Origin of the sequence: Acetobacter senegalensis (assembly GCF_001499615.1) — a bacterium.
Lineage (GTDB): Bacteria > Pseudomonadota > Alphaproteobacteria > Acetobacterales > Acetobacteraceae > Acetobacter > Acetobacter senegalensis.
Genome location: NZ_LN606601.1, coordinates 1 through 21,840, shown reverse-complemented (window position 1 = coordinate 21,840; position 21,840 = coordinate 1). Strand labels below are relative to the sequence as shown.

Sequence of the window (21,840 nt, the reverse complement as noted above, 5' to 3'; positions counted from 1 at the left end):
GCTCGCTCCTGACTGGTAAGCGGTCATAATAGCCGATTTTGCAAGCGGAACCAAGAATTTATGGGGATGGTGTCGCCGCGTGTCTGCATCTTGCGAAGCAAATATGGGAGGGTAAACCCGTCACGCGACGACACGATAGCATGTGCGCGAACGGGCCTGAAAAAGCAAGTGAAGAGCCGCCCGAAGACGGCTCCCCTCCCCTGCTTATTTCCGGTCGAACGGATCTTCTCCCTCCCACTGGTCGGCCGGTGGAGCATCGGCCCCCTGCCCGCGCTGCTGTGCGGGACGGCCCTTGAATTCGAAATCCGTCGGATCGACGTACCAGATCGTGACATCATTGGTTGCGCCCTGCGGCCGGAAAGTGGCCGAACGCAGATCGCCCCGGACCTCAACCTGCCGCCCCTGTGTCGCATTCTTTTCGACATACTCGGCGCGCTTCTCCTGCCGGAGATCGACGCGGACTTCGACCCATTCGGTCAGCTCGCGCCAGCCGGTTTCGGACTGCTGCGAACGCACATTCTTCGAGCACGCTACGCGGAAAACCACATATCCGCCGCCGTTGCCGAACGTCTTGCGCGTCGCATCCTTGCCAACACGACCAGAGAGATTGATGGATGGGAACATGGTTAGGCTCCTTCAATGATTGATAAGTGTGAGGCAGAACATCAGCGCGACGAAGCTGCCAAAACAGCAACAGGCAAGAGCGCCACAAAGAAGACAGCGCGGGTTTTCCAGAACGCCTTCTGACGGAGCCTCTGGGACTTCCGACAGATACGCGGCGGCAAAGAAAACAAAGGTTAAAACACCGAATACTCCGGCGAAAACAGACAGATAGACATCTGACATAGGGTTTACCCTCCCTCCACCGAGCGGCTGGGGACTGGCCCCGGCTTTCCGCCCGGTGTTCTTATTATATACGAGATATAATAAGAGAGAGGCAAGAGAAAAATGCTAGTTTTCACACAGAAAATGGCGGTTTCCCGCCAAAAATTACCCTTGCATCCGCCCCCTCAAAACCCCAGCCTTTCGTTCGACCTGCCAGCGGCAGGGCGAAAGGCAGCGCAGCGACGCCTTTCGTCCCGACACCTTCAGATCCGCCGGCAACGCAGCGCAGGTCTACAGGTTGCAGCGGCCCGGTCGGAGAATTTTTCAGTATTCAGGTATGGGGCTTTTGGGGATACGAGCCAGGTGCAACGGCAGCAAGGCGTGCCGCGTTTTTGAACTCGTGCTCCGGGGCGGCGGCCAACGAAGCAGTCGTGCAGAGGATCATCGGGACGTACGGGACACTGCTCGCTGCGCCATGACGAAAGACGCGGTTCCCCTCATGGTGGCGCATGTCATGAGAGGAACCGCGAAGGCGGACGTGGGATGACAGGCCGATCGCTGTTAGTCGGCCAGTGCCGGTCGCCATTGCGCGATGATCGCGGCGAATTCCGGGCCAAGGGCAGGATCGAGCTGATCGGGGTAATTGCCGGCCTGACCAATCAGACCGAAAACGACTGTCATATCTTCCACGATGGCCCTATCGAGCGCCCATAGCGACGTGAGATCAAACGATCCGCACGATCCTGCATTCCACCATGCCAGCAGGAAATCCGCGACACGCCGCGATTGTCCGGTGTCACCCTTTGCAATTTTAATCAGGCGTGCCAGCGCCGCCCGTTCACTGTCCTGTTTCGCGGTCATGGATCTTTTCCGTGGTTTGTTGGTTTGAACTGGCGGGCTGTGAGCGTCACCCCACAAAGGGTTTCCAGGTCCATTTTGCGGTCAGGTCTTCGTCATCAATCTCGAAGCCCATCTCCTTCAGTCCGGTCAGGACCATGTTCACGAGGCGCATTCCCGGATGCTCGCGCATCCAAAGTTCTGCCGCTACGCGGACATAGACCGGCAGGCTGACGGAGAGCCCGACCAGCTCGCCCGTGTCGTCGCCCGTATGCGGTTTGAGACGCCGCTTGCGTTCGGGTACCAGATCCTCGGGCTCCACATGCACGCCGATCGTCTTCAGCGCCTGAAGGATGGCGCAGCGCATGGAGGTGTCGTTATCGTTTACATACTCTTCGAGCTGCCGGCGCACGGCGGGCTTGACGCGGAACAGCGTCAGGCGCGGGGTGCGATCAAGGACAGGGACAGCAGACGCGGATTCAGACATCGAAACTCTTTCAAGGCACAGATCCTCTCCTTTAACATATATCGGATATAATAACGAGAGAGCCGGCCGCCCGCTGCCGTGGGCAGGGTCAAACATGCGCCTCTCCGAGATAGATGCCATAGCGGGGCCGGATCTTCGATCCGGGCCGCAATTTCTGGTCCATTGCCCATAGGGAAACCGACATGCCGCGCCTGCGCGCGAGCTGCACGGCCGACCGTGCTGCCGTGTCCCGGCTTTCCTTGACGGCCAGGACCGACAGGTCCGGGCCGGCCAGATAGACATGGCGATGCTTCGCCACCCGTCGCGGCGCGAGGTAGGTCATGACACCAGCCCTCCCATACGCGATGACACCCGGCACGCACGCTCTAGCCCGGCCAGAAGATCCGCGAGGACCTGGCGGGGCAGGGGGTGGGTGCCAAGCGCCACGATCCGGCCGCCCTCCATCTGGACGGGCAAGCGGACCGACCCCACGCAGATATGTGCGGGAAAGGGGCCATCGGCGCCGACCGGGTATCCCGGCCGGGCAACAGACATCCGCTCATAGCGGCAGACGAGAGCTTCGTATCTCACGCGATCAGTCATCGCTTCATCCTTTTATATCCGCGATATAATAGAGACACGGACGTTCACCACGATCGTCCGTGCTTGCTGGTCTAGTCGCCCAAGTGAGCTTCCCCGGCTGGCTCAGCGTCATCAGGGGGCGGTTCCCGCAAGGCGGCATCGACCAGTGACCTGAGCCGCCATACGGGGACCATGATCCGGAAGGCCATCCCGTATGAATCGGCCGCGCTTTGCACCCATGAGCGGATACGCTCGACCGGCGCATTCTCTGCTTTCATCGCCACGGCCAAGCTCATGAGATGGGCCATCAGCTCGTCCAGCTCGAACTCAACCACGCGCAGGGCATCTTCGAGACTATGTTCGGCCAGTTTTTCAAAATCTGCCGAAATATTCTGGCGTTCTGCTTCCTCTGCCAGTTTGGCTTCCAGATGGGCCACGGCATCGACATAGCTCGTAAGATCCATCAGGACCATTTTCGCTTCGGTCCGTGCATCGACCATGATGCGCAGGGCAAGAACCGCGTCTGCCACGGGTCCGGTTCGCTTGCCATTCGCAGGACTGTCATCTGTCTGCGTCATGCTGTGCTTCCGGCCCGCATTTATTGACGATATGGCATTCATGCTGCGGTCCTCCTGACGAAATCACAAGAAAAACCCGTTTGTTTTTTGAATCGTTTCAGTCGATACGCAGCCCCGTGCTGTCGATACGGGAAAGAACGGTATCTGTTGTCATCCAGCCCGCCACCCGACCGAAGCCGATGAAGGGGACCAGGACGGTATAAACAGAGTCCAGATCGTAGCTGGTGCGCTGGTCCCGTGGACCTTCCCACAGGCATGACAGCATCAGCCCCTCGATCTCGGTGCCGTCGCTGCCGATGGTCGTGACCCACAGATCCGGCAGGACGGCGGCTTCGCAGGCGCGAACGCGGCCCTTACGGGTCCAGTAGGCCATCAGATCCGGCTTTGTCTTCATCGCCGAAATCGTGCTGTATTCGTCGCGATCCAGCCGGATCAGCGGCAAGGTATTGTGAAGAGGCGATACCTGTTTTTCGGCGTGGTCTTCCTTGGACATAGGGCTATCCTCCCTGTGCGACGGATCGAACGGTTTTATCCTCCCGGCCCGCCTCTAATATATACGAGATATAATAAAGAGGGTTTAAGAGAAAAATGAAATTTTTCTCGCGAATGGTGGAGAGGCCGGCAAGACGGCCTCTCTCCCGGATTCAGGCGCAGGCTGCCTGCTCTTGCTCGGCCAGTATCTCGGCATGGAAGGCTTCCATCGCGCGCTGGCTTTCTTCAGGGTCGATCAGATAGGCATGAAAGCCGGTGAGGACGGTAAAGCCCGCCGCTTCCAGCGCCTGTTGTACCTCGGTGATACCCCATAGGGCACTCGCATACTCGGCCTCTTCGCGCTGCTCGTCGGAGACATATTCCAGGCCGCATGATGCGGCTTCATAACGGGCGATCGCGTCGTCCTCGGGGTCATCATACACGCCATACCTGATGCTGAGATCGACGGTCATGGAACTGGTGGCCTTGGCCTGTTTCATCGCATCTTCGAAGTGCTGGACATAATACATCCGATCACGCAGCTCGTTTCGGGTCGCATAGGAATCTTCCGAGGTATCATCCAGCCGGTCGGACAGGCGGCTGTACCATGCCTGCGTGTCGGTGATGGCGCGATCAAGAACGTCTGCCGGATTGGGGCGAGGTGGCATCTTTTTGGAGCGGAACAGAAAGCCCATCAGACCGGAAAGAAGTGACATAGGTTTACCCTCCCATGTTCGGACGGGGAGGGGGACGATCCCCCCACGTTTTCCCGCCCGGTGTCTCTATTATATACACGATATAATAAGGGAGAGGCAAGAGAAAACGGCAGTATTCCGCCAAAAATTACCCTTGCATCCGCCCCCTCAAAACCCCAGCCTTTCGTTCGACCTGCCAGCGGCAGGGCGAAAGGCAGCGCAGCGACGCCTTTCGTCCCGACACCTTCAGATCCGCCGGCAACGCAGCGCAGGTCTAGGGGTCATCTCAGGGGACCCGTCTGCACGGAGCGACCAAAGGGAGCGCAGGAAGATGGGGTGGATGATCCCCTAGACCGGAGCGAGGCTGCTGGCACCAGCGCAGCCCCCCTTGGGGGGGCGAGCACCGGGGGGACATACCGGGCTTCCGATCGTTACCCGGATGGGCGGAGACAGACGGCGACCGCAGCGCAGCGCAGGGCGGCGGCTGGCTCCGGTGAGTTGGCCGGGAGACAGGTGCAGCGCACCTGGCTCGCGGCCTTACGAACTAGAGCGGAGATCAAGCCCCCAAACGCAGATCGCACAAGCACCCAGCCTGTGCGGCATCAGTGCGAAAATTGGCCAATTCAGGATACACCAGAGGATATGGAACAGGACACGTTAGAGGATACGATAGAGGATACGATAGAGGATACGGCGGCCGGTAGGCCGCCCGGCTACTCTTAGCCCGCGAAGCGGGCTTCCGGTTCGGCGCGCGGAAATGGGGGCATATCGCCCCCGGAGTCAGATGTCTTTGCGTTCGCCCTCCCATGCCCTCAACGGCGAGTTGCCCTCCCTTCCGCAAAAGGGGCAGGTGGCCGGGTCGGGTGCGGGGTCGATGCCTTCATAGGTCCAGCCATTGCCACATGACAGACAATCATAATCGGCCCCGGCAAGTCTGCTCTGGTGTGAGAGGGCTTTGACGGCCGAGGCGATATTGTCGAACATCTGATAGCCGACATCCTGCGGTGTCCCGACGTGTGAGCGGACAAGGGCGGCGGCTTCGTCGAAGCTCAAGGGGCGCTCGGTGGGAATGGTCTGCGCAATTTCGAATGCTTCGCTCATGGGTGACGTTCCATCCTGAAGGGTAGGGGGGCACGCCTCGGGTGAGGCGTGCCGGATGACGGGATCAGGCGGCGTCCTGCATGAATGCTCCGCCTCCTTTCAGCCGGGCCATTTCCTCGTTGAGACGCCACAGGGCGCGGTTGATCTTCACGTCCGCATCAATGGCTTTGACTTCGCGGGTGGACACGCGACGGCGGCGGCCGTTGGCATCGCGCCCCCATGCCCGGAGACCGCCCCGGATGACGTTTTCCTGCACCACGTTTCCGACGGTCCACAGATCGGAACCGAGATCATCACGGCGGCGCGGGGCCAGAAGCTGGCGCGGCTCGATCGGGGTTTCGGCTTCCTCCCCGAAGCGGATTTCATGGGCCGCCCCGGCAAGGATCATCTGTTCGTCATGGTTCAGGGTGACACCGGACCAAGCGTCTGCGGCTTCAACCGCGCGGCAGCTCTCGGACAGCACCTTGAAGCTGCCCTCGATGACCTGCGCCATCACGTCGCCCTTGTGGTGGACGGACACGGAAGCAAGCTCCCGATCTGACACCATCAGCCCGTTAAGGCAGACCAGACGCATCAGCCCGGCCATGACCTTATAGGCGCTCGTGCCGTCATGGCTGTTGACGAGCACGACTTCCGGATAGATGCCGCCGACCTTGCGGACGGTTCCGGCTTCGCCCTTGTGACGGAAGCGGATCAGGTGCTTGGTAAAATCCGCCTTGCCCGGCACGCGCGAACCGCCCTGCTTGGCATAGACCGGCTCGAAGCCTTCTTTCCGCATTCCCGCGAGCACTTCATAAGTGGGGATGTAGGCGTATCGGTCGCTGCGGCTCTCGTGCTTGTCTTCCGCGAAGATGGACTTCGCCAGATGGCGCAGGGCTTCGTCGGACAGCGGATCGCGGCCGAGATTGCCGGAAAAGCGAGAAGAAACGAAGTGATTCATGGGTTTACCCTCCCGTGGCCCCGGTGATGGGGGAGACCGTCTCCCTCCTTTTCGTCCGGTGCCCTTATTATATACGCGATATAATAAGGGTCTGGCAAGAGAAAAATGCAAAAATTCTCCGGAAAAATTCCCGTTCAGCACGAAAAAACCGCTTGCATCCGCCCCCTCAAAACCCCAGCCTTTCGTTCGACCTGCCAGCGGCAGGGCGAAAGGCAGCGCAGCGACGCCTTTCGTCCCGACACCTTCAGATCCGCCGGCAACGCAGCGCAGGTCTAGGGGTCATCTCAGGGGACCCGTCTGCACGGAGCGACCAAAGGGAGCGCAGGAAGATGGGGTGGATGATCCCCTAGACCGGAGCGAGGCTGCTGGCACCAGCGCAGCCCCCCTTGGGGGGGCGAGCACCGGGGGGATATACCGGGCTTCCGATCGTTACCCGGATGGGCGGAGACAGACGACGACCGTAGCGCAGCGCAGGGCGGCGGCTGGCTCCGGTGAGTTGGCCGGGAGACAGGTGCAGCGCACCTGGCTCGCGGCCTTACGAACTAGAGCGGAGATCAAGCCCCCGAAAGATAGCTCTCACACATTCCAATGACCGGGAAGGTTTCAAGATAACTACCAATTATTTCAGCAAGTTTATCTTTTGAGATGGTCAATTTCTGACCGAACGACGGCCTCTTCTACGAATAAAGTGGTGATGAAATGTACGACATCATGGGTAACAAAATCCTTTTTGTTGGGAGTGTAAGCCTTTCAGTTGTAGGCGTTCTAGTGCTGTTTATTGGAGCCCTCTACAGGGAAAAGAGGGTTATATTTAACGGGGCTGCGCTTGTGCTGGGAGCGGCACTTTTCCTTGCGGGTGGCATTATATTGTCGCCGAAGAAAGCGGCTTCAGAACCGTTGTCGCAATTCGTCCAGGCACATCAGCCAGATCGCGGAACAGTGTCAGGTTGATAGCAAAGACGTGGAGAGACGCCCGATGAAGACTTCCGGACTAGACGTGTTTGATAGCGTCAAGGCGGCACAAGATCCTCGGATGCAGGAGGAACTTCTGAACATGGCATGGGCAGATGGCGACGCAGGGGCGTTTGCTCATGCTCTTTCGGTCATAGCGCGCGCGCAGGGAGCGGACGATATTGCGAAGGAAGCCCTGTCTGGAAAAGGTGATCTCGACCTGACCGACCTGTTCCGCATCATGTCGGCGTTCGGCATAAAGGTGACGTTTCATGCGGCGGACTGATGCGACACACGCCGAAGGGACGGCGGCCTGTCGGGCCGCCACAGAGCAGTCAGCCCCCGTGAGGGGGGCTTCAGTTTCAAGTGTCCGCTTAGACGTTCACTTGCCTTTGACTTTTTCGACGCTCTTCAGGCCGAAAGCGGAAATCCGGTCCATAACCTCGCCACATTCTGCGCAATGAACGGTAAATTTTTCGCTCCACCCTCCATGCTCCGGTCCTGTTTGAAGTGTTATTCTATTCACGGTACCGCATTTTTCACATTTCTCTCTGTAAGATTCTTCGCCAAGATTGTAAGACATCTATATATTCCCTTACTTTCCTGACCAGAACTCTTCATCAAGCTCTTCAATTCTTCTTACAACATCTTTCCAATCCTCAATTACCCTGTCTTTTATTTTTCCATCGCTATTTATTCCGTAAAAATCACTCTTCATAGCGAACGCATCTAGTAGTGTCCTTACTCTTTCAAGTTCTTTAGAGAGCGCATTTGAGTGTCCAACATATTCGTCAGGGGTCATTATTTTTGTTCCTTCCATTCAAAACCTGAGATTTCATAAGTGAAGATAATAATTCACCGGATTATGATAAGGCCACCATCAAAGATAGCAAATCAACACTGTTCATGCCCGTTTCGAGATACGCAATGCCTGTGCATCGCGCATTGAGCGGAACGCCAGAACGATCTGTTTGCTGAAAGCGGGGCTGAACTGGCCGCGCGCGGCCCGATCTTCCAGCGTGTAGGACGTTTCGAGGATGTCGTAATTCACTTCGTCCACCATCACCCACAGGGGCATGTCCGTATCCAGCTTCGCCCTGCGGACTTCTGTTTCCGGAATCAGTACGGCCTGACGATCAGCGGCCGGCTCTTTGCTCGTGATCGGCAGGATGAAGAGATGATGCTTGCCGTCCCGGTCAATGGCGACGACCACCACGCAGCTCGGCCGCTTTTTTCGGCCTTCCGTCTCACCTCGTAAATCCTGCCATTTCCAGAGATAGTAATAGTCGATGACCTGGCCGACACGCGGGAAGTCATCAGCCATTCAGATAGTCCTCGATCCCCTGATCGCACAGGGCGGCGACGTCTTCAGGCATATCGTTGACGGCATAAGCCTTCTGACTACCCGTATCCCTGCTGGTCAGCGTCTCGTATCGCTCCATCGACATGACAACAAACCGGGGCTTGCGATGCTTGGTGATGGCGACGGGGGCGACAGCTGCGGCCTCGAAGAGATCGCCGGTATTACGGGTCAGGTCGCCCGCTGCAAACTGCTTCACTGGCTTTATCCTCCCACGGGGTAATATCAAGAATATACAGAAATTCCGAATATTACGCAAATTAAATCGCTGAGGATAGCAGAGGCGCAGCGGCCTACAGGGCCGCCAAATGACACACAGCCCCCGTTAGGGGGCTTCCGTTTATCGCGGCTATCCCGAGGGGAGAAGAGACTATGCCACAGAGGGCACAACCATCCGCCCTTCTGTGCTCACCTCGCTGATTTTTTCGCGACCAGCAGCGCGACCACAGGTCCGCCCCATGCGCCCAGCAGGCCGAGAACGGCGATTGCGGTCGAGAACCAGAGTGGTAAAGCCACGGGCGAGGCATCGGCTCCCATCATCATCGGCAGACCCAGCACGCCGAACATGAATTGAAAGAAGACAACGGGCAGAGCGATGATTTTCACAGATCGAAAGCTGTGCGTGAACATCACAGACAGGCCCGCCATCATGACAGAAAAAAAGAGACCGGCCGTCAGGATGCCTATCCCATGAAGGGCCAGGAACCATTGCGGCAAGAGTTCCAGCCCACGGTCCCGCATCAGACAGAACATAATCACGACACCAGCCAGAAAACCGAAAGTCACGATCAGTTTCAGCGTGTCGATGACATCAGCAATATGCCCAGCAAGACGGTCAACGCCATTTGGCGCAGTATTCTGCTCTGTTGTCATGTCCTGATTCCGCTAGAACCTGTTTTGCCGTTGCTACCATAAACCCGGTCTTATCCGTAAGAAATTGCCGGTCGCTTATAGGAGCGGGAATTGATTTCGACTTACTCGCGCCGAGGTAACGCGCTGTCCGCCTGATTTTCGGGTTTCTCACTTTCTGGTACCTCGGAAAGAAGAGACAAAAGAGTATCGGGAACAGGTTCTTTCACCACAGCACCGAACCGGGCACGCAACGCGCGCTTCAGCCAAGACGCCAGAAAATTTTCATCTGAATACTTGTGCATATCCGATCCTTCCCACTGCATTTTAATCGGATCGCCCACGACAGGAAGATTCTGGCGTCGTGGGGCACTCCACAATATTGCGAGCCCAGCATCATCCGCCGGAGCGGGTGGCCGGGGCGCAATGCCCCGGCCGGTTGTTGTCATGCGGTCGCTGCGCCGGGTGTGCGGAGAAAGGCCGGAAGCCATCCGCTTTCCGCTGCGGCCTTGCCCGCGTCGGTGGCGAGGGCATCCCGTTTTGCCTTCTGCCAGTCGCCGGGGTTTGCTCCTGCCTCGGTGATGTAGTCGGCAATGGTGGATTTCGTCAGCGAACGGAAGAAGTTGTCCGCATCGGGCTTCCACCATTCGCGCATGTCGAAGCCGATTGAGGCTGCGATGTCACGCGATGAACCGCGCTGCCTGTCCTCGGACCAGTCCTCCTTTCCGGCATTCACGAAGGGCAGGGCGCAGGCGGCAAGGATTTCGACCAGTTCGCTTTCGGTACGGCCCAGCAGCCACAGCCACAGCCGATCATCCTGCGGGATGCGCAGAGGGTTGAGGCGTTCCAGCCGATATTCGGCAACCGCGCACATAGCCGGGTTGGTTGCCTTGTCGTGCGGCGTTTCGGGCGTCTCGAAGCGGGGAGACATCGCGCCGTGGTGCTGCATCAGAAGCGCATGGACCAGAACCCGCAGGACCATCACGCTGTCCCGCGCAAGCGTAGCCTGTAGGGCGGCTGTCCGCTCGCGATAGAGCGTTTCCATCAGACCGTTGGGAATGGTGGGCACCGCACTGTCATTCTCGGCTGTGCTGGCGCTGGCGGCGTCCTTCTTCTTCGCGCCGGGTTTGACCACGCCCACATAGGTCGTGCCGATCTCCGCCCCCTCGGTCATGATGAAGACCCCGGCCTGTTCCTTCTGCTCGGCGCTCCACAGGTGAGCCGCATTCTGCAATGCCTCAAGCTCGGCGGTCAGGGCGTCGTATTCTTCGTTTTCCTCGTCGGTCAGGCCCTGGGACTGCTCGTTTTCCTCGATCTCGGTCAGCCGGTCGGCAATCGCCTCGATGCGTGCGTCATCCTCGGCGGTTGGCTCGGCCTGTTTTGGCGACAGGCGAGGGGTGGAATAGAACCAGCTTGGCCGGTCCGTGATGCGTTCAACCCATGACCAGCCTTCGGCCCTGAACCCGGCTTCGACTTCGCCCAGCTTCTTTTCGGCCAGTTCGTGCAGAAGCGGGGTATCGGTCAGGAAACCGTTCTCTCCGAACAGGTCCTGCACCACGGTCCCGCCCGCAGCGCGGTAGGTATCCAGTCCGACGAAGGAGACGATGCGGCTGCTTTCGGGAACGGCCCCCTGCATGAGCCGGTTCTTGATGGAGTGCGGGGCAACCTGAAAGTGCGTATCCAGCACCCATTGCAGCACACTGTCCTGCGCCTCGTGATCGTCCGCCACGGTGAAGGCCGAAACCTGTTCGAGCGTGAGCTGATCCTGTCGGAAGGCGCTCATGACAGCAGGAGAGACGGACGCCAGCTTCAGGCGCTTCGCGACGATTGAAGCGGAGACGCCAAAACGCTGCGCGATCTGCTCGACGGAGCGTCCCAATTCGACCTGTCGGGCGAACGCCTCGAACTGGTCGGCCGGGTGCATCGCATGACGCTGCACGTTCTCGGCAAGGCTGATTTCCTCGGCTTCCTCGGGTGTCACGATCCGGCAGAGAACGGACTTGTCCTCGGTCCAGTCGCCGCGTTCGACCAGCAGGGACATGGCGAGAAAGCGTCGGCCGCCCGCGACAACGCCGAAGCGATCACCATCCGGCACGACGACAAGGCTCTGGATCAGGCCAACGGCTTTCAGGTTGTCGGCCAGTTCTTCGATAGCGATGGCGGGCACCGTGCGCCGGACATTCAGGGGCGAACGGAACAGCTTGCTGAAGGGGATGCGTGTCCCGTCTGTATCGTTGGCGGGCGTCGTGATTGGCGTCGGCGTCTTGCTCGTAGTCTTTCTGGCGGGCTTCGTGGTGGCTTTCTTGGGCTCACTGCGGAGTGTTGCAGACATAGGGTTTACCCTCCCTGCACCGGGCGGGGAGGAAGGACCATCCCCCCACGTTTTCCCGCCCGGTGTTCTTATTATATACGAGATATAATAAGAGAGAGGCAAGAGAAAAATGCAGTTTTTCACACAGAAAATGGCGGTTTCCCGCCAAAAATTACCCTTGCATCCGCCCCCTCAAAACCCCAGCCTTTCGTTCGACCTGCCAGCGGCAGGGCGAAAGGCAGCGCAGCGACGCCTTTCGTCCCGACACCTTCAGATCCGCCGGCAACGCAGCGCAGGTCTAGGGGTCATCTCAGGGGACCCGTCTGCACGGAGCGACCAAAGGGAGCGCAGGAAGATGGGGTGGATGATCCCCTAGACCGGAGCGAGGCTGCTGGCACCAGCGCAGCCCCCCTTGGGGGGGCGAGCACCGGGGGGACATACCGGGCTTCCGATCGTTACCCGGATGGGCGGAGACAGACGGCGACCGCAGCGCAGCGCAGGGCGGCGGCTGGCTCCGGTGAGTTGGCCGGGAGACAGGTGCAGCGCACCTGGCTCGCGGCCTTACGAACTAGAGCGGAGATCAAGCCCCCGAAAAAACCCGCACGCGTATCGCTGATCTTTGAGGGATAAATCCATTCGTCACGAAAGAATTTCATTGACGAATCAATGATACCCCATTTATCAGAAAGAAATGAGCGAGGAATCAGACCGATATGGCGAATATCTTTGAAGACCCCAAAAAGGCATCCAGAAAGACACAACTCTTTGAAGCTGGCATTCATGCGTTAGAGAATGACGGATGGCAGGTCGAGAAAATCCCCGGCTTCGGAAAAGGAAGCGTTCGGAAGATTACAAAAGGCAGCCAGGAACGAATCGTATCAATCAGGACGACGCAGGATCAATGGATTGCGTTTCCAAGGAATGATGCCGGTGATGCCTGGGTCACGTTGTCCGATGTGGATGCGGTCGTGGCCGTTTCTGTAGATGACAAGGAAAATCCGCGCTTTGCGCAGGTGCATCTTATTGAAGGTGATGAAATGCGCGCGCGCTTCGACCGGGCATATCAGGCTCGGATCAAGGCCGGACATAGTGTACCGAAAAAGCGGAGAGGGATCTGGATTTCACTCTACGATGAAGAAGCCAGCAGCCCCGTTTCGCGTGTGGGAGCTGGTGCCGGAATAGCTCATAAGCCGATCGCGCGCATACCTCTGGCAGAACCTGGTCTTCCTGCCGAACAGGAAAAGAAGGAGGCCGGTCATGCCGGCACCGATTTGCGGCCACTTTCCATAAGCGATGCGAAGAAAAGTCTGTCGATGTTTCTCGGGGTGCCGGAAGAATCCATCGAGATCATCATACGATCCTAGAGACAAGCGTGTTGCAGTGAGGTCGCTCAATGGCATCGCGCGCCGACGCCGCGATGCGCTTCCGTGGAGCGAACCGCGATATTTAGGACACGCTAGAGGATACACCAGAGGATACACTAGAGGGCACGTCACAGGATACGCACGGAGCGCGGTTTCCGTTTATGCTTGACTCCCGCCGTGTATCAGCTTAGAAGCCCACTTAATACGGCCGTCTCCGCTGTTGTGCTGTGCGCAAGCTCAGGACATCAAGGGACGGCCTTCTTTATTTTTAGGCACATGCGTCCGCCTTATACCAAGCCCCACCTCAGTTTTGCCGATCAAGTTGATCTCCTGATAAACCGGGGCTTGGGAGTGACAGACCGGACCAAGGCGATCCATCACCTTCAGCGCATTGGTTACGGGCGTCTGGCACCGTATTGGGAGCCTTTCGAACAGAACGGCCCCGATCCTCGCGATCCGTCCCGCATCATTCGCACCGACCAGTTCCGACCGGGTGCGGAGTTTCGCCACGCAGTCGATCTTTACCTGTTCGACAAGCAGCTCCGTCTTCTGTTCCTAGACGCAATCGAGCGGATTGAGGTGGCATTGCGCGTGGATCTGGCACACACGCTCGGAAAGCGCGATCCGTGGGCACATCTCTCGCCAGCTTTCCTCGACACGCGCCGAGCGAACACACCATTTCACGACGGCACACGCCACCAGAATTGGCTCGACAAGGCCAATCAGTCGATCCGACGTTCGAAGGAAAGCTGGGTAAAGCAGTTTTTCGACACCTACAGCTCGCCCCTGCCGATCTGGATGGCCGTTGAGACTTGGGATTTCGGCACGCTTTCCTGGCTTCTGTTCATGGCGCACCCACGGGACCGCTTCGCGATCGCGTCACGATACGGTCTGCTTCCCGATACGCTGGTGAGCTGGATCAGGTGTCTTGCGTTCGTCCGCAACATCTGTGCCCATCATTCCCGCTTATGGAACTCGCCGATCATCAATCAGCCCAATGTTCCGAAAGAGCAGGAGGCACCCACAGTCGTTCATATCGGAACGGAAGTCGTGCGGCGAACTCGTGTTTATGGTGCGGCAGCCGTGGCAAGCTGTCTCGTCAAGGAGATCAGCGCCGGCACATCATGGAGCCGCCGGATGAAAGCGCATTGGATCGACTTCCCGACAATGCCTCTTGCAAGGGCCAGCCAGGGCGGCTTTACCGCGCCGTGGGACACGCTTGAGATCTGGACCTAGACCCTTCCCTTCTTCTGTACTCGCGGCTGGTCCGGTGCTAGAATCTGGTTATGGGCAGGACCGTCATGAAATCCAGACAGTCGAAAAAATCCGCCGCCTTGCATAAGGCGGCCCAGCTCGCGTTGTTCCCGCTTACGGCACGTCTTCGGCGTATTCGACCGGAGCTGAATGAATGGCGCTTTTATGCGATGTCCGTTCAACCTGACCTGTTCGGCGGCGCGGCGCTCGTGCGGCAGTGGGGCCGGATCGGCACGACGGGATCGCAGTGTCTCGATCTCTATCCGGACGAAGGTACGGCCATCAATGCGCTGTCGAAAATGGTCCGTTATCGGCAGAAACGCGGCTATACGCTCGCCGTTGGTCAGGATTAACTCAGGGGCAGTGTGGTTCCTGCATGGCCCTGCGACAAACTCCATTCATTGAGCGAGCTGCACCATGCTGACACGAGGGTTTCACTCGTGTCAGCATCAGTTACCGCTTTCCACGCAGCATGAGTCGTTTGTTGAAATCTCAGGCTTGCGAGCGGGCTATCTTAAATCCGAAGCGCGGGAAGTGGACGACGACTGTCCCGGCATTCTCCTACTCGTTTTCTCATTCACTGGACGGTGATAATAATGCAATCAAGATAATGATTGCATTGTGATAGCATCTCGGTGCAATCATTCTTCTATCGAAGGAGGATGATCCTGTGCCAAGTCTGACAATCAGGAATTTAGACGACACTCTTATCAATGCTCTGAAGCGCAAGGCCGGGGCGTCGGCCCGATCCGTCGAAGCCGAACTGAGAATTGCGCTGAAGGCGTGGGCAGACCAGCCCGCCATGATGCAGGTCGAGGCAGTTTCACAACGCTTGCAGCAGGCGATTGCCCTCGCAGAAAACGGACGAGCAAGCGATTTCTCGACACGTCCACCATATAGCGCCGCGCGCCTGGCTGACGCGATCGGAGAAGATCACGTCACGCCTGTTGCACAATGGATTGAGGGGATAGCTGAGCCCAGCCTTTCCCAACTCAAGGCCATTGCCGCTTACTGCTCGGTATCGGCAGACTGGCTGGCTTATGGCGAGGGCACCCCATATCTTTGCGAGTATGACCGAATTCCAGAGAATGCCGGTCAAGGGGTCCTGTGGCTGCTCGATGCAGACCCCAAAACCCTGAAAACACACCTTCAGGGGCTACGGTTCATCCGATGCGCCGGCGAACGCGGTGGATTGCTCCTGGTGAAACAGTGGGCCGACAAGGATCTGGTTATCCGCACGCCTTACGTTGTATCCGAGGACACGGGCGGGGGCGGTCGGAGTTCCCTGCGTAATCTTACTCAGGTCTGGCACCTGCTTTATCAGGTCTACAGCGAGTGCGATCTGGCCCCGGATCTCGCAATCACGAGCCACATCGCAAGCGAGCGCACCTACCGCCAGCTTCAGGACGGTTGGCACAACCCGTCAGCACTGCTTCACGACCTGCCCTCCCAGCCGTGGTGGGAAGACATTTGGGATTCCAATGAGTTCGCACGGAGCAATTACTGGCCGGGATGGAAAAAGCTCTGCACGGATCTGTACGAAGAAATTTCTGACAGTAAGAGCGCATCGAACATTCGGGAGTCGATCGAAAGCGGTGAGCATCCGCTTTTGAAAGAAATCGAGAACGCAGCCCTTCTAGGGAAGCTCGATACGTGAAACAGTTCGCCTGTCACTTCAGACCAAATACATCTGTTGTGCAAAATCTATATAATCTCAGGCCCGCGCATATTGGATGGTGGCAAGTTTTTTTCGTTTGTCCGCAAATGAATAATAATAAAATCTGTTTCCATCACCTGCACCGAAACGATAACGTCGGATCAGAATCATCAAGCAGACAAACAAGCCTTGCGTCACACGCAATATGCTGAACAACGTAGCAGGGAAGAGAGGGATCGGACGAATGAGCAAACGCAAATCACCGCCTGAACAGAGTGAGCTTGTGCTTTCTCCGACAACCGCGCGCGTCATCCAGCTCTCGGCCGAAATCCAGGCAACACCGCCTGACGACATTGAGTTCATGCACACGGTCCTCTGCCAAGTCGGGCTCCCCCGCAAAAGGACGAAGGAAACGCGCTTCGAGCGAAACAATGGCAAGGCGTCCCTGCTCATTACAGCCGGCGAAATGTACAACGACGGTCATTGGGAAAAGCTCTTCGTTCCTTATGGGACAAAGCCGCGCCTGGCCCTCTTCCATATCAGTACCGAAGCCATCCGGACCAAATCGCGCACTGTCGCGGTCGGCCGGACCATCAGCGAATTCATGAAACGGCTGAACATCAGCCAAAACGGCCCATCCCGTGAGGCATTCAGGGCACAGATGAACGCCTTGTGCGCCTGTGAAATGAAGCTCGGTTACGGGTCGCGCAATCTGAACGCCCGACCGGTAGACGAATTCGATGCGTGGACCAAAAACCTCGCTAAAGACAGCACAATCGAACTGTCCGAGAAATTCTGGCACGAGTTAAAAGAAAACGCCGTCCCCCTTGATCCTCGTGCGCTTGAGGGCTTGCAGCATTCCGCACTGGCACTCGACATCTATACGTGGCTTGCCCATCGGCTTCATCGCGTGCGGGGATCTGGCGAACGGCTCACTTGGTCCAACCTTCGGCTACAGTTTGGGCAGGAATATACGGACGACAAGAATTTCAAGAAGGCATTCCTGATAGCCTTGCGACAGGTTTCGGCTGTTTATCCGGATGCGAAGCTAGAACAGGTTCGAACGGGTCTGAGGCTGATCGCATCGCCGCCCCCTGTCCCGCGACAGACCGTTGTCTCTTTTCAAAAAGTAATTGGGTCAGAGCCTTAACTCAAAAATTCGGGTATAATGGGCGGTGCAATCACCACCCTTTGGACAGCGTGTCTCCCGGTTTATCACGGTGCAATCACCACCCTTTTGGGAGCGATTCCGACATCCTCGGTGCGGTGCAATCGCCACCCCTTTGCGTCCGATTCGCCCTCAGAAACAGACGGTGCAATCGCCACCCTTTTTCCAAGCGGATCTCCGCAGGAAAGACGGTGCAATCGCCACCCTTTTTGGAGAAAGGCTCGCCTCTGTGGATAAAAAAGTTATCCCGGTGCAATCGCCACCCGGATGCGGTGCAATCACCACCCCAAAAGACGGTGCAATCGCCACCCGTAAAGACGGTGCAATCACCACCCCCCTAAAACCGGTATGATTCCCGATAAATAAACCGATAGTTTTTTCCGGTAGTTGCCTGCGGTTTTCCGGTGGATTTGTGGACAGTCGCCCAAGGGCGAACGCTCGAAGCGTGTGGACAGCTCTTCGACCTGCCCACACGCTCCGGCTCTGACCACAAGTCCACCGGACAACTTCAATAAGATTTTTTTTGATAGATTTAAGGGGAGGGCGCCGCTCGCCTTCGGCGCGGCGCTATGCGCAGACCTGGGAGGAAACGAAGAATGGGTTTTCTGAGAGACATCCTGATTATCAGGGAGCGAAAACGACTGCGACGCGAGAAAGCCGCTGTCGCTAAGCGATTAGCTGTCTCCCCGATGTTCAAGAACACATTCGCGGCTGATCGGGTGCTCGCTGATCGTATGCGATCGAACGGGGTTCCGTGGTGGAAACGAGCCCTCATGATCTTCTTACTCAGATAGTGCCCAGGAAGGTGCTGTCACATTAACTTTGGTTTGTTGAGCTCCTCTCGGTGTTGACGCATTCAGGCGGTAAGCGCGGTAGCGTTGTTCCACTGGACGAAAGCCCTGATCCGATGGATGTGCCGGGAGAGGGCATTGTCGATGGAGTGGGGCGGGACGAAGAGGTTGCGGACGGCGGAGAAAACGAAGACGAAGCGCTGGCATCCCCCAGGTGAGCGGAATTTCTGCATGACCCGTTCGCGTTTTCGCAGTGGCAGATGGCTGTTCTCCGCCCTGTTGTTCAGGCCCTTGTGGGATAGGTGCCGGACCGTGAGCCTCAGTTTACGTCTGGCCGCCCCGTAAGAGCCCAGCTTGTCGGTGACCAAGCGCGCGGGCCGGATACCCTGCTTTTTCAGCAGTCGCGTCAGCAATCGCCTTGCGGCTTTAGTGTTCCTTCGGGTCTGCAGGATTTCGTCGAGAACGTAACCGTCCTGATCGACGGCGCGCCACAGCCAGTGTGGCCGGCCATGGATCACGACCCGGACCTCGTCGAGATGCCAGATATCCCCGGGTCTAGCGGCCTTGCGGCGCAGCGAGCGGGCAAAGGCCACTCCAAATTTTAGGCTCCACCGGCGGATCGTCTCATACGACACAACAATCCCGCGTTCGAGCAGCATCTCCTCAATCAGACGAAAGCTCAGGGGAAACCGGAAATACAGCCATACCGCATGCGCGATCAGCTCACTCGGAAAACGATGTCGTTTGTAGCTCACAGATCCAGCGCTCATCAGCGGAGACTATCACAGGTCAGAGTTAATGTGACAGCACCCATGTTTCTTACTTCCACCAAGACACACCCGGCATAAGGCTCAAGAATGAATTATCGCCCGAGCGATATTAAAATCCGCAATGCGCACGGATCCCCCTTGTTTGAGAAATTAAATAAATATTTATAAGTCGTCAAAAAACCGGTAGAAGTTAGACGTAATCAGGAAGAATTAAAAGATAATCAATAATAGCATATCAGATATGCTTATTCCAACAACTGCGAATGATTGTCATTTCCAGTATATAGGCACGACTTCTTAAGTTCTGCTGAAAGTTTGGTGAATGACCAAAAAAGTGTATCGGACGTATCTTACGCCGATGTCCGTTGCCAGTGCTCTGTTTCTTTCAGCCCAGGCATTAGCATCGACACCGCAAGAGTCTCATGATGGAAAGAAACACCCAAAGCGTGAGAGCAAACGGCTGCGGACGGATGCACAGGGCGTAACCAATGTTGCGAGCGTCAATTCAGAAGACGAAGAGCGCCTGACGGTAACGGGTCATGGCTTCAACACCATGCACCAGTCTGTCGGGCTCTCGCGTATGCCCCAAGACGTTATGCATACGCCGCAAAACATCAACGTGGTTCCACAAGCGTTGATGCGTCAGCAGAATGTCAAATCACTGGATGAAGCCTTGCGCAACGTGCCGGGTGTTACAGCATCCATTGGTGAAGGCGCGGGGGGCATGAACGGGGATCAGTTCCTTATTCGTGGCTTTCAGGCGCAGAACGATATTTATGAAGATGGGTTGAGAGACTTTGGGGTTTATTCCCGTGATTCTTTCAATTTTGATTCTGTGTCCGTTATTAAGGGCCCTTCATCAGAAGTTTTTGGGAATGGCACAACGGGTGGCGCCATTAACATGGTAACAAAAACGCCCGGTTTGCAGAATCACTACTCCGCAGATTTTACGGGCGGCTCAGGCAGCTATTATCGCGGAACGCTGGATATCAACCAGAAGTTCGATAACTCAACGGCCTTCCGTCTTACCGGTATGGGCGATGAACATAACGTTGTCGGCCGTGATTACATCTATTCCCATCGCTGGGGGATTGCGCCGTCCATTGCTTTCGGGCTTGGAAAACGGGCAACGCTGGTGCTGCAATATATGCACCAACAGGAAAATTCCGTTCCTGACTTCGGGGTGCCGGTTGTTACAAAGCCGGGGGCCTCTTATGGCCAGCCTATTACCGAATATGGCATTCGCCGGACAAACTGGTACGGAACAAATAACGACCAGAATTCAACCAATGATAATATGGAAACAGCACGCTTCACCTATAAGGTGAACGATCATATTACGGTGTATGATGATCTGCGGGGCGGACAGTACTACCGTAATTTTGCAGCATCCAAAGCCACATGTGACACAACATGCGTCAATAATTATTTTAACGGTGATCCTGCTGCTGCTCTCGTCGCGCGGTCTGGACCCAAGGGTGCCGGAAATGGCACTGGAGCAGGCACGTATATGGCCCCTCTGCCGTACGAGCAGAGAAGCTGGTCTGTGCAGAATGTTGCGTCAATGGTTGCCAACTTCAATACGGGCTTTCTCCGGCATCAATTGGTCGCGGGTTTCGATATCGAACGTGTGAATGACGTGCGGTCTCAGTCAACGTATTTAAAAGCAAAACCTTACGCCAGTCTTGTTAACCCGAACCCGTATGTTGGTAACCTTGATCTTGTGCCGGGGGATTCTAATCCTGCGGGTCTGGTGACACTGGGTTCCTTGGGGGCTAAACCGCATAGCAGTGGGTATGGGTTTGATACAGGCCTGTTCCTGTTTGATCAGATCTGGCTGACAAAATGGCTGTCGGTTAAAGGTGGTTTCCGTTGGGATCGCTGGCAGACCAGTTATAATCTGACAGGCGGAAATACTGCCACCAATCCGGATAAGCATTTTCATGATGTGAGTAGCGTTTTCAACCCGAATGTCAGTCTTGTCGCGACACCAGATGAGCATCAGACCTACTATTTCACGTGGGCAAGCTCAACGACCCCGATGGGGATGTATGTTACCAACGGGTCTGTGCCCATCCGTCCGGGAACAAATTCTTTTGCTAGCCCTGAAAAAGCGCAACTCTATGAATTGGGCGCAAAATACAGCCTGTTTCATGATCGTATAGGCGCAACGGCATCCTTGTTCCGTCTTGATAAAGGGAATGCCATTAACGCTGACCCTGTAACGGGTGAGGTTCAGGGATCATCAGACCGCCAGCGTAACCAGGGACTGGAACTGTCTGTAGGAGGCATCATCCTGCCGGGTTGGAATGTAACGGCAACGTACGCGCTGTATGATAGTGATACGACTTACTCCGCCACAAAGGCTAATCGTGGTAAAAACGTTCAGTACGTTCCGCACAATCAGGCAACGTTGTGGTCAGTCTATAATGCGTTTGCAAACACGCCTTATAACATCGCTTTTGGGGGCGGCGTTACATGGCGGCAGCATGTCTGGCTAAATGCAGCGAATACCTTCCGGGCACCCGCCAACCTTGATTTCAGTGCGGTTATTTCTCACCGCTTTGACAAGCACTGGAAAATCTCCATGAACGGCTACAATCTGGCAAACCGCCTGAATTACCAGAGCCTGTTCTCTAACCGCTCTACACCGTCAGCAGGAAGAATGTTCCTGGGTGAAGTTAGCTTCACCTACTAATACTCAGATCTTTCAGAGAGCTCTGTTACGCAGAGCTCTCACTGATAACAAGATTTTAGCTATGATTGTTGATTTTCACTGAGAACTGACCCGGGTAGGGCGGAAATTTTCATCGAGATTTGGGTTCTTCCGCACTTTTCGTGATGGGTATCTTGTACTGAGGTTCCGGAAC

General features: G+C 56.7%; 25 protein-coding genes. 7 read left to right on the top strand and 18 right to left on the bottom strand.

Annotation, left to right across the window (positions count from 1 at the left end; genetic code table 11):
* Nucleotides 1-204: 204 nt before the first annotated feature.
* From ASN_RS18055 to ASN_RS17995, 10 genes are all read right to left on the bottom strand, one after another.
* Nucleotides 205-624, bottom strand: coding sequence for a single-stranded DNA-binding protein (locus ASN_RS18055; protein WP_007284576.1), 420 nt, complete (start codon nt 622-624; stop codon nt 205-207).
* Between the two features lie 762 nt (nt 625-1,386).
* The gene (locus ASN_RS18040; RefSeq protein WP_058989470.1) at nt 1,387-1,686 is read right to left on the bottom strand and encodes a DUF7673 family protein; all 300 of its coding nucleotides are present in this window, start codon (nt 1,684-1,686) and stop codon (nt 1,387-1,389) included.
* Nucleotides 1,687-1,732: 46 nt separating this feature from the next.
* Nucleotides 1,733-2,245 (bottom strand): hypothetical protein, encoded by a 513-nt coding sequence (locus ASN_RS18035; protein ID WP_014095393.1) that lies wholly within the window; start codon nt 2,243-2,245, stop codon nt 1,733-1,735.
* A complete protein-coding gene (locus ASN_RS18030) occupies nt 2,238-2,471 on the bottom strand; it encodes a hypothetical protein (RefSeq protein ID WP_010665809.1) in 234 nt (77 codons plus the stop codon). Before ASN_RS18030 ends, ASN_RS18035 begins: the two co-directional genes overlap by 8 nt.
* Nucleotides 2,468-2,719, bottom strand: a complete 252-nt coding sequence (locus ASN_RS18025) for a hypothetical protein (protein WP_231948540.1) — start codon at nt 2,717-2,719, stop codon at nt 2,468-2,470. The genes ASN_RS18030 and ASN_RS18025 overlap by 4 nt, the downstream gene beginning before the upstream one ends.
* 83 nt (nt 2,720-2,802) lie before the next feature.
* The gene (locus ASN_RS18020) at nt 2,803-3,288 is read right to left on the bottom strand and encodes a hypothetical protein (protein ID WP_231105603.1); all 486 of its coding nucleotides are present in this window, start codon (nt 3,286-3,288) and stop codon (nt 2,803-2,805) included.
* A 97-nt stretch (nt 3,289-3,385) separates the two neighbouring features.
* On the bottom strand, nt 3,386-3,781 hold the full coding sequence (locus ASN_RS18015) for a hypothetical protein (protein ID WP_007284689.1): 396 nt from the start codon (nt 3,779-3,781) through the stop codon (nt 3,386-3,388).
* Between the two features lie 151 nt (nt 3,782-3,932).
* The gene (locus ASN_RS18010) at nt 3,933-4,475 is read right to left on the bottom strand and encodes a hypothetical protein (protein ID WP_058989468.1); all 543 of its coding nucleotides are present in this window, start codon (nt 4,473-4,475) and stop codon (nt 3,933-3,935) included.
* Between the two features lie 759 nt (nt 4,476-5,234).
* Entirely contained in the window at nt 5,235-5,555 is a 321-nt protein-coding gene (locus ASN_RS18000; RefSeq protein WP_010667381.1) for a hypothetical protein, read from the bottom strand.
* A gap of 64 nt (nt 5,556-5,619) precedes the next feature.
* Nucleotides 5,620-6,495, bottom strand: coding sequence for a DUF932 domain-containing protein (locus ASN_RS17995; protein ID WP_058989467.1), 876 nt, complete (start codon nt 6,493-6,495; stop codon nt 5,620-5,622).
* Between the two features lie 976 nt (nt 6,496-7,471).
* Here ASN_RS17995 and ASN_RS17980 point away from each other — a divergent pair.
* Nucleotides 7,472-7,732: a helix-turn-helix domain-containing transcriptional regulator gene (locus ASN_RS17980; protein WP_058989464.1), complete on the top strand. Its 261-nt coding sequence runs from the start codon at nt 7,472-7,474 to the stop codon at nt 7,730-7,732.
* A gap of 96 nt (nt 7,733-7,828) precedes the next feature.
* Here ASN_RS17980 and ASN_RS17975 read toward each other — a convergent pair whose 3' ends face one another.
* From ASN_RS17975 to ASN_RS17945, 7 genes are all read right to left on the bottom strand, one after another.
* Nucleotides 7,829-8,029, bottom strand: coding sequence for a hypothetical protein (locus ASN_RS17975; protein WP_058989463.1), 201 nt, complete (start codon nt 8,027-8,029; stop codon nt 7,829-7,831).
* 12 nt (nt 8,030-8,041) lie between these two features.
* Nucleotides 8,042-8,248, bottom strand: coding sequence for a hypothetical protein (locus ASN_RS17970; protein WP_058989462.1), 207 nt, complete (start codon nt 8,246-8,248; stop codon nt 8,042-8,044).
* Between the two features lie 102 nt (nt 8,249-8,350).
* On the bottom strand, nt 8,351-8,770 hold the full coding sequence (locus ASN_RS17965; RefSeq protein ID WP_058989461.1) for a hypothetical protein: 420 nt from the start codon (nt 8,768-8,770) through the stop codon (nt 8,351-8,353).
* Entirely contained in the window at nt 8,763-9,005 is a 243-nt protein-coding gene (locus tag ASN_RS17960; RefSeq protein WP_058989460.1) for a type II toxin-antitoxin system Phd/YefM family antitoxin, read from the bottom strand. Before ASN_RS17960 ends, ASN_RS17965 begins: the two co-directional genes overlap by 8 nt.
* Nucleotides 9,006-9,214: 209 nt before the next feature.
* Nucleotides 9,215-9,679 (bottom strand): hypothetical protein, encoded by a 465-nt coding sequence (locus ASN_RS17955; protein ID WP_058989459.1) that lies wholly within the window; start codon nt 9,677-9,679, stop codon nt 9,215-9,217.
* Nucleotides 9,680-9,780: 101 nt separating this feature from the next.
* Nucleotides 9,781-10,104, bottom strand: a complete 324-nt coding sequence (locus tag ASN_RS17950) for a NepR family anti-sigma factor (RefSeq protein ID WP_231873522.1) — start codon at nt 10,102-10,104, stop codon at nt 9,781-9,783.
* Nucleotides 10,101-11,987 (bottom strand): ParB/RepB/Spo0J family partition protein, encoded by a 1,887-nt coding sequence (locus ASN_RS17945; RefSeq protein WP_058989457.1) that lies wholly within the window; start codon nt 11,985-11,987, stop codon nt 10,101-10,103. The genes ASN_RS17950 and ASN_RS17945 overlap by 4 nt, the downstream gene beginning before the upstream one ends.
* Before the next feature lie 692 nt (nt 11,988-12,679).
* On the opposite strand from ASN_RS17945, the gene ASN_RS17935 reads away from it, so the two are divergent.
* The 5 genes from ASN_RS17935 to ASN_RS17915 all read left to right on the top strand — a co-directional run bounded on the left by ASN_RS17935 (nt 12,680) and on the right by ASN_RS17915 (nt 17,391).
* Nucleotides 12,680-13,330: a hypothetical protein gene (locus ASN_RS17935; RefSeq protein ID WP_058989455.1), complete on the top strand. Its 651-nt coding sequence runs from the start codon at nt 12,680-12,682 to the stop codon at nt 13,328-13,330.
* A gap of 351 nt (nt 13,331-13,681) precedes the next feature.
* Nucleotides 13,682-14,566 carry an Abi family protein gene (locus ASN_RS17930; RefSeq protein ID WP_007284619.1) on the top strand — a complete coding sequence of 295 codons (885 nt, stop codon included), beginning with the start codon at nt 13,682-13,684 and terminating at the stop codon, nt 14,564-14,566.
* Between the two features lie 65 nt (nt 14,567-14,631).
* The gene (locus ASN_RS17925) at nt 14,632-14,937 is read left to right on the top strand and encodes a WGR domain-containing protein (RefSeq protein WP_035730650.1); all 306 of its coding nucleotides are present in this window, start codon (nt 14,632-14,634) and stop codon (nt 14,935-14,937) included.
* A 317-nt stretch (nt 14,938-15,254) separates the two neighbouring features.
* Nucleotides 15,255-16,241: a FitA-like ribbon-helix-helix domain-containing protein gene (locus tag ASN_RS17920; RefSeq protein WP_007284617.1), complete on the top strand. Its 987-nt coding sequence runs from the start codon at nt 15,255-15,257 to the stop codon at nt 16,239-16,241.
* Between the two features lie 244 nt (nt 16,242-16,485).
* Nucleotides 16,486-17,391 carry a replication protein RepA gene (locus tag ASN_RS17915; RefSeq protein WP_058989506.1) on the top strand — a complete coding sequence of 302 codons (906 nt, stop codon included), beginning with the start codon at nt 16,486-16,488 and terminating at the stop codon, nt 17,389-17,391.
* An 874-nt stretch (nt 17,392-18,265) separates the two neighbouring features.
* Here the strand turns inward: ASN_RS17915 and ASN_RS17905 are convergent.
* The gene (locus ASN_RS17905) at nt 18,266-18,970 is read right to left on the bottom strand and encodes an IS6 family transposase (RefSeq protein WP_058988143.1); all 705 of its coding nucleotides are present in this window, start codon (nt 18,968-18,970) and stop codon (nt 18,266-18,268) included.
* 322 nt (nt 18,971-19,292) lie between these two features.
* Between ASN_RS17905 and ASN_RS17900 the strand changes: the two genes are divergently transcribed.
* Nucleotides 19,293-21,668 carry a TonB-dependent receptor gene (locus ASN_RS17900; protein ID WP_082666845.1) on the top strand — a complete coding sequence of 792 codons (2,376 nt, stop codon included), beginning with the start codon at nt 19,293-19,295 and terminating at the stop codon, nt 21,666-21,668.
* Nucleotides 21,669-21,840: the final 172 nt, after the last annotated feature.

Coding starts and splice junctions, on each gene's coding strand:
- ASN_RS18030 (WP_010665809.1), bottom strand. CDS start 2,471: ATGACCTACCTCGCGCCGCGACGGGTGGCGAAGCATCGCCATGTCTAT.
- ASN_RS18000 (WP_010667381.1), bottom strand. CDS start 5,555: ATGAGCGAAGCATTCGAAATTGCGCAGACCATTCCCACCGAGCGCCCC.
- ASN_RS17955 (WP_058989459.1), bottom strand. CDS start 9,679: ATGACAACAGAGCAGAATACTGCGCCAAATGGCGTTGACCGTCTTGCT.
- ASN_RS18020 (WP_231105603.1), bottom strand. CDS start 3,288: ATGACGCAGACAGATGACAGTCCTGCGAATGGCAAGCGAACCGGACCC.
- ASN_RS17980 (WP_058989464.1), top strand. CDS start 7,472: ATGAAGACTTCCGGACTAGACGTGTTTGATAGCGTCAAGGCGGCACAA.
- ASN_RS17970 (WP_058989462.1), bottom strand. CDS start 8,248: ATGACCCCTGACGAATATGTTGGACACTCAAATGCGCTCTCTAAAGAA.
- ASN_RS17950 (WP_231873522.1), bottom strand. CDS start 10,104: ATGACAACAACCGGCCGGGGCATTGCGCCCCGGCCACCCGCTCCGGCG.
- ASN_RS17915 (WP_058989506.1), top strand. CDS start 16,486: ATGAGCAAACGCAAATCACCGCCTGAACAGAGTGAGCTTGTGCTTTCT.
- ASN_RS18040 (WP_058989470.1), bottom strand. CDS start 1,686: ATGACCGCGAAACAGGACAGTGAACGGGCGGCGCTGGCACGCCTGATT.
- ASN_RS17900 (WP_082666845.1), top strand. CDS start 19,293: ATGACCAAAAAAGTGTATCGGACGTATCTTACGCCGATGTCCGTTGCC.
- ASN_RS17925 (WP_035730650.1), top strand. CDS start 14,632: ATGAAATCCAGACAGTCGAAAAAATCCGCCGCCTTGCATAAGGCGGCC.
- ASN_RS17905 (WP_058988143.1), bottom strand. CDS start 18,970: ATGAGCGCTGGATCTGTGAGCTACAAACGACATCGTTTTCCGAGTGAG.
- ASN_RS17965 (WP_058989461.1), bottom strand. CDS start 8,770: ATGGCTGATGACTTCCCGCGTGTCGGCCAGGTCATCGACTATTACTAT.
- ASN_RS18035 (WP_014095393.1), bottom strand. CDS start 2,245: ATGTTTGACCCTGCCCACGGCAGCGGGCGGCCGGCTCTCTCGTTATTA.
- ASN_RS17975 (WP_058989463.1), bottom strand. CDS start 8,029: ATGTCTTACAATCTTGGCGAAGAATCTTACAGAGAGAAATGTGAAAAA.
- ASN_RS17935 (WP_058989455.1), top strand. CDS start 12,680: ATGGCGAATATCTTTGAAGACCCCAAAAAGGCATCCAGAAAGACACAA.
- ASN_RS18055 (WP_007284576.1), bottom strand. CDS start 624: ATGTTCCCATCCATCAATCTCTCTGGTCGTGTTGGCAAGGATGCGACG.
- ASN_RS17945 (WP_058989457.1), bottom strand. CDS start 11,987: ATGTCTGCAACACTCCGCAGTGAGCCCAAGAAAGCCACCACGAAGCCC.
- ASN_RS18010 (WP_058989468.1), bottom strand. CDS start 4,475: ATGTCACTTCTTTCCGGTCTGATGGGCTTTCTGTTCCGCTCCAAAAAG.
- ASN_RS18015 (WP_007284689.1), bottom strand. CDS start 3,781: ATGTCCAAGGAAGACCACGCCGAAAAACAGGTATCGCCTCTTCACAAT.
- ASN_RS17995 (WP_058989467.1), bottom strand. CDS start 6,495: ATGAATCACTTCGTTTCTTCTCGCTTTTCCGGCAATCTCGGCCGCGAT.